This is a genomic window from Tahibacter sp. (genome assembly GCF_032229445.1).
Lineage (GTDB): Bacteria > Pseudomonadota > Gammaproteobacteria > Xanthomonadales > Rhodanobacteraceae > Tahibacter.
In genome coordinates, this window is sequence record NZ_JAVTWC010000086.1 from 38,687 (window position 1) to 45,106 (window position 6,420).

The window sequence follows — 6,420 nt, forward strand, 5'->3', positions numbered from 1 at the left end:
CATTACTGATGCATCACTGGCAGTGTTTCCGGCGCACGGCTACTGTATGCCCGGGATCAGGGACATCGCGGGAGAACGATGCAATCGAATCGGGGTTTCCTGCTCCTGGTTGCCGGCGGCTTCGTCGTGGGCATCGCCATCGGCAGCGTGCTCGCGCGCGGATCGTCGGTCACGCCTTCCGCGCCGATCGAAAGCCCTGTCGCCAGCCACGCCGCAGTTGCTGACGCGCCGACGGCATCCGCACGTGCGGGCACGCGACCGGCGCCACGGGCGCTGTCGCCGCGACCGATGAGCACAGAACCGCTGCCACCGGCCGATGCTCCCGTTGCCAGCGTCTTCGACGAGCTCGCCGCGCGCGCACGCGTTGGCGATGCGGCCGCGGCACGGCGCCTCGCGGACGACCTGTTGCGTTGCGGACATGGCGACGATGTGTTGCTGACCGTCAACGCCACGCTCGACGTCCAGGCGGCCAATGCGCACGAGGCGAGCGCCGTACACAACGAGCGAATGCTGCAGATGACGGATGCGATGCTGCAGCAGTACCGCGAAGGCAAGGAGCGCTGTGCCGGCATCGACGCGCAGCCGGGCAGCGCGAGCGAGTGGCTCGAACAGGCCGCGCGCAACGGCGATCCCGCCGCTATGCTCTGCTACGCGCTGTTTCCGAACGACTGGAACCGCAACGTGCTCTCGCCGGCCTGGCAGCGGCACGCGGAACAGGCCTACGCGCAATCACCGCAACTACTGCGCCGCGCGTTCGATGCCGGTATGCCGGAAGCGGCCGCCGTGCTGTCGCAGATGCATACGCGTCCCGAACTGGGTGGACGCTGGTTTGGCCGCATCGGCGATGATCCTTACTGGGCCTACGCCTACGCACTCGTCGCAGCCGACGTGCTTCCCGGCAAGCGGCGGGACCGATGGAACCAACGCGCGCAGAAGCTCGCGCTGCCGCTGTCGTCCACGCAGCGCGCACAGGCGTCCGAGTGGGCCGCCGCTCAGCACGACCGAATGATGCTGCCGCCCCTGCCCGATTCCGGGCGCGGCGGTTTGCCTGCCGACTGCGCACGGCTCGGCTACCTGGCGTCGTGGCCATGAGGCGCGCCATTGTCATCGTGATCGCCGTGGCCGCCGGAATCGCTGTCGGCTTCTTCTGGCCGAAGTCCGCTGCGGATCCCGACAGACCGGCCCTAACACCGGCGGACAACGCGCCGCTGGCTGAGCGGACGTCGAAAGCGCCGCCACGGACAGCGCGTGTCGCGCCGCCGACCATGACACCACCGGGCGGAAATGCCGAACAGATCGCACTGCAGCAGCGCGCCATGGCCGGCGACGGCGCCGCAGCGCTGCAATGGATGGATCTGAATCGCGCCTGCCGCTATGTCGAGCGCTTTAGCGCCATCGTTCTGGTGGAGTACTTCGACGACGAATCGGAGCCGCCGGAGCGACCGCGGTTTGCGCAGATCAGCGCTGAGGAGCACGCATACCTCGCTGACCGTTCCATCGACGCCGCGCAGCGTCAGACGCGCGCACGCGCGATCGAAGCGCGCCTGCATGCGTCCTGCAACGGATACCGCGCGAGCAACGACGCCGAACGCTACGCGATCGCCCAGATCGCCGCGCAGCACGGTCCTCCCGAAGGGCTGCGCCGCTTCATCGCCGAGCCGCCGTTCTTTGAGGACCTGTCGATGAACCAGGGCGGCAATGCCGAGCAGCTCGCACATATGCGCGACTGGTCGAGCCGTGTGCCGGCGATGCTGAGCGAACGTGCCGGACGCGGCGACGCCGACGCCGCGCTGGCGCTGGGCCTCGCGTACGCGCTGGATGCCGACGATGAGCCGGCCGGACTCGACGCCTACTTCCTGCTCAATGGCGCACTCGACAATGACGCCGCACAGTCCTACCGATGGCTTTCGCGCTACCTGCAGCTCGCGCCGGACGGCGCGCATGCGGCATTCGCGCGCGCGGCGCTGGTGCAACTGGCGGGGCGCCTCGATCCGTCGGAGCGGGCGGCGCTCGAGCGCGAGCTGGGTACGGCGATCACGAAGTCCACGTCACAGTGAATGTGATGAATGGTGGCGTTTCCTGAAGGCGCTTCGCCGATTCGCGCGACGTCGGCCGATGCGACCCGGCGGCGCAGGGTCGTTGCAGCTTGAGCCCTCTCCACCACGCGCATTTGCGCGGGGGGAAGATGCTTTTTCTGCGGCTCTCGGGAAATCCGCCGCACGCAATCAAGCCGCAGACGTCAAAGACAATCCGAAAGACAGGCGGCGATGCTTCGACACCGCACTGCCGCAAAGCTGAACACTTCGCCGCGCGGCATCTCGCCAGCAGCGCGCGGGGTAGGCATGATCAGGACGGATTGCAGGCACGAGTCATCATCATGGCAACAGCGAACGGTCGCCGTGCAGCCCTGCTGCTTGCGGCCTGCTTTATCGGTGGCATCGCAGGTGGACACGCCATCGCGCGTCTGACCGGCGCAGCCGCGCCGGAAACGTCGCTCGGCGATGTGGAGACGCCTGCCACCAACAGTCGCGCAGCGGCAGCGACCGCAGCCTCGACGGAAACGGTGGCTGCCGCGGCGAAGCCGTCCTCTGCCGCACGCACCACGCCGCTGCCCGCGCGCGACGTGCCCATCAGTTCGTACTACGAAGAACTCGCGCAACAGGCACGCGACGGCGACGCCCAGGCCGCGCGCCGCCTCGCCGACGATCTCTACGAATGCGCCACTCAGGAACGTCAGCTCGACATCGCCGAGCGGCTGATGGACCGCGGCAGCCGCGGCGGTCGTCGTGGCCGCGGCGGGCCTCGCGTGCCGGGCGCCCCCGGCGGTGCGGCAGGCGGCAGCGAAGCGGGAGAAGAAATCAGTCCCGAGGAAATCATCGACCGCCGCCTGCAGGCCGCCGAGCACTTCGTCGCGAACGCGGTCCAGGCGCAGAAGCGCTGCGAGGGTGTCGATCCTACGGCATTGTCCAGAAGTGCAGAATGGATACGCCAGGCCGCGGCCGCCGGCGATCCGGAGGCGCAGCTCTGCTACGCACTCGCACCCAACGAATGGAACCGCGAGATCATGTCGCCGCAATGGGTCGACTGGAGCGAGCGCTGGAACAGCGAATCGCCGGCCTTCGTGCGCCAGGCATTCGAAAGCGGCTTGCCTGAAGCGGCCGCCGTGCTGTCGGGCATGTACTCGACCTGGCAGCCGCGTGACGCGCGACCCTGGACCGGCCGTCTCGGCGACGATCCCTACTGGGCCTATGCCTATGCGGCGGTCGCGCAGCAGACGCTGTCGCCGGACCAGGCGACGCGTTGGTCGGAAATCCAGCGCAGCAACGCGGCCCGCCTGAGTGCCGAGCGCATCGCCCAGGCCGACGCCTGGGCCGCGGCGGCGCGCGCGCGCATCCGTTTCCAGGCGCCGGCCGTCGGCCCTTCACCCGACAATTCGCTCTGCGGCAACGTGCGCCGCGCGGGAGCGCGTTGATGCGCACGGCCTACGCACTCGCCGCCGCGCTGCTTGGCGCGACCTGTGGCTATGCGGTAACGCGCCTGGCCGACACGCGCGCGTCGCAGGTCGTCGCAACGGTTGCGCCAACCGCCGAAGCGACGACGGCGCCCGCGCCACCCAGCGAAAGCGCACGCCGCCTGCCGCGTGCGCCGCGCAGCGCGAACGCGGCGCACCATCCGCTGCTCGCGCGCAGCGCCGCGCTGCCGCCACCGCCGCTGCCGGCGCAGACATCGTCCTGGTCGCCACTGCTCGACAGCCTGCGCGAACGCGCGGAGAACGGCGACGCGGCCGCGGCCGCGGAATGGCTGCAGCGCGACGCGCGCTGTTTCTCGATGATGCCGCTGACGCCCGAGGCCGGGAGCAGCCTGCCGACGCCGGGCTTCCTGCGCGCGACCACGCGCGGACGCTCGCGTCTCGCCTCGCTCGATACGGATGTCGCCGCGGCCGCCACGATCGAAGACCAGGAACAGCGTCGCAGCCAGCTCGGCGCGGTGCAGCAGCGCCTGCTCGACGAATGCCGCGGCTACGTGCCGCAGCCGCCGCAAGTGCGCTATGCCCTCGCGGAAATCGCCGCGCGGCTGGGCAGCGACAAGGATTTCTGGCGCTTCATCGACGACCCGCCATTGGCGCCCGGCTACAGCCGCGACATCGAGCAGGCCATCGACTGGGCCCGGCGCGCGCCCGGCCGGGTGTACGAGCGCGCCGCCGGCGGCGATGCCGATGCGGCCTACGTCCTGGGCCTGGCTTACGCGATAGACAGCGGACGCGAACTCGACGGCAACGGCCGCCGTTCGCGCCTGCTGCTCGCCGCGGCGATCACGAACGATCCGCTGCAGGCCTATCGCTGGCTCAGCGTCTACCTGCGCAGCAATCCTGACGACGAACGCGCGGACACGGCTCGCGCGGTGCTCAATCGCATCGGCGCGGAACTCAGCGCCGAGCAGCGCGCGGAAGCCGAGCGCTGGTCGCCCTAGAGCTCGCGGCTCGGATTGGCGCGGGGCGCGGCCCTTCCTTATAAAACGTCATCTTTCCACTTATAGGAAAAGTCATCGCAACTCGCGGTAGTGGCAAGCGAATACACCGGCTCCACATGCACGACGAACACCATCCCCACCCAACCCTCCCCTTGAAGGGGAGGGAAAAAACGGCTCGGCTAGATAAGCTCAACTTCCAGCGGGTGAAAAGCAGCCGCTCAGAAGTGCAAGGTTCTGGGAGTCTTGAACGCCCCAACGGGCCGGATGGTTTGGGTGGGGATGGTGTAGTTCTTCCTCGCAAATTACGACGCACCCCAGGCCTCTCCCCGCAAGCAGCTCGCGGGCCGGGACCGATTGCGCGCACCTACTGCGTCAGCAAACTCACATCGTCGACGATGAACGAGGTCGCCACCTGCGAGCCTTCCACGCCCTTGAAGTGGACGCGCAGTGTCTGGCCCTTGTAGGCGATGAGGCTGAAGTTCTTCTGGCTGTAGCCGCCGGGCGCGTTGAGGTTCGAATACGTCGCGAGCGTCGCGACCACCGCGTTGCTGGCGTTGCGCAGCTCGACGGCAAGCGTGTCCCAGGCCTGCGTGGTCGAGGTCTCGTCGGTGGTCACGTCGAGCCAGAACGACAGCGTGGCCTGTGTTGCCGTGGCCGGAATCGTGACCGACTGGTAGACCGTGTCGGTATGCGCGCTGCCGTAGCCGTTGAGCCAGGCTTTCCAGCTGCCGCCATGCGCGGCCGCGCCACTGTCGTTCGTGATCACGCCCGACGTCGCGGTCCAGGAAGCCGTTCCCGACTCGAAACCGCCGTTGACGATGCGCTGCACCGGGGTACCGCCGCCGGAATTGTTCACGCTGAAACTCACGGCGCTCGAATCCCTGCTGTTGCCGGCCGCGTCGAACGCACGCGCGACGAGGCTGTGCGTGCCGTTGCTCAGGCCCGTCGAGTCCAGTCCGAGCGCATACGGCGAACTGCTGTCGCTGCCCTTGAGCGCACCGTCGACGAGGAAGTCCACGCGGCTCACGCCGACGTTGTCCGACGCGGTCGCGTTCAGGCTGATCGTGCCGCTGCTGCCGCTGACGCTGGCCGACACCGTCGGCGGTGTCGTGTCGCCTCCGCCGCTGCCCTGCGTGACCCATACCGGCGCGGACCAGAGGATCTTGCCGTCGTCCTGGGTCACCTTGGCGTAGTAGAAATGCGCGCCGGCACTGGGCGTGACCGTCACGCTCGCGCTCGCCGCGAGTTGCGTGACGGTGCCGTTGCGCCCGGGCACGCCCTCGTAGATGCGCACCTGCGACGCGCTGCGCCCCGCGCTGTTGGCGAAGTTGGCCACGAGGTTCAGCGCGCCGCTGTTGCTGAAACGCTCGCCCATGACCTTGCCGTTCGCGGTCAGGATCAGCTGCGAGTTCTTGTCCATCGTCGCGAAGAAGCGGCGCGCCTTGAGCGCGGCGACGAAGTTCGCCTCGTTCAGCGCGGTGCCGGTAGGCAGCAGCACGCCGGTGCGGTTGGTATACGACGCGCCCCAGTTCGCACAGTGATTGTCCTGGTTGCTGGCCGGCGCGATATGGAAGCCGCGTTCGAGCAGCTTGTTGTAGGCACTCTCGTAGGTGCTGCGGCTGGTCTCGGTTTCCGTGGTGTTGGACGAGAACGCCGAGGTGTTGAGGATTTCCGCCGCGACCATGACTTCGTCGCCGTCGGCGCTATAGCCCATGACCGTGCCGCCGACCGGGAACTGGTCCGAGGTGTCCGGATGGTTGAACTGGCCGACCCAGCCGCGGCTGCGCATGGTCGTATACAACGATGCATAGTTGCTCTTGGGCGTGGAGACGTCGCCGAGCAGTTGGCCAGAACTGTTGGTCTCCCAGTTCGCGAGCAGGCTGCCGTTGATGATGTTGAGATGCCCGCCGCCGGAGATCACGCCCCACTCCATGCCGTACAGCGCGAGGA

5 protein-coding genes are annotated in these 6,420 nt (G+C 68.4%); 4 read left to right on the plus strand and 1 reads right to left on the minus strand.

The features are described 5' to 3' along the window. Positions 1-78 precede the first annotated feature (78 nt). The 4 genes from RUU78_RS15065 (at position 79) to RUU78_RS15080 (ending at position 4,470) form a co-directional block, all read left to right on the plus strand. A complete protein-coding gene (locus RUU78_RS15065; protein WP_313918008.1) occupies positions 79-1,092 on the plus strand; it encodes a hypothetical protein in 1,014 nt (337 codons plus the stop codon). After that, positions 1,089-2,057, plus strand: coding sequence for a hypothetical protein (locus RUU78_RS15070; RefSeq protein ID WP_313918010.1), 969 nt, complete (start codon positions 1,089-1,091; stop codon positions 2,055-2,057). The genes RUU78_RS15065 and RUU78_RS15070 overlap by 4 nt, the downstream gene beginning before the upstream one ends. A gap of 320 nt (positions 2,058-2,377) precedes the next feature. Beyond that, a complete protein-coding gene (locus RUU78_RS15075) occupies positions 2,378-3,472 on the plus strand; it encodes a hypothetical protein (RefSeq protein WP_313918012.1) in 1,095 nt (364 codons plus the stop codon). Beyond that, entirely contained in the window at positions 3,472-4,470 is a 999-nt protein-coding gene (locus RUU78_RS15080) for a hypothetical protein (protein WP_313918014.1), read from the plus strand. Before RUU78_RS15075 ends, RUU78_RS15080 begins: the two co-directional genes overlap by 1 nt. A gap of 364 nt (positions 4,471-4,834) precedes the next feature. Here the strand turns inward: RUU78_RS15080 and RUU78_RS15085 are convergent. Then, on the minus strand, positions 4,835-6,420 hold a 1,586-nt coding region (locus RUU78_RS15085; RefSeq protein WP_313918016.1), incomplete at its 5' end, for an Ig-like domain-containing protein.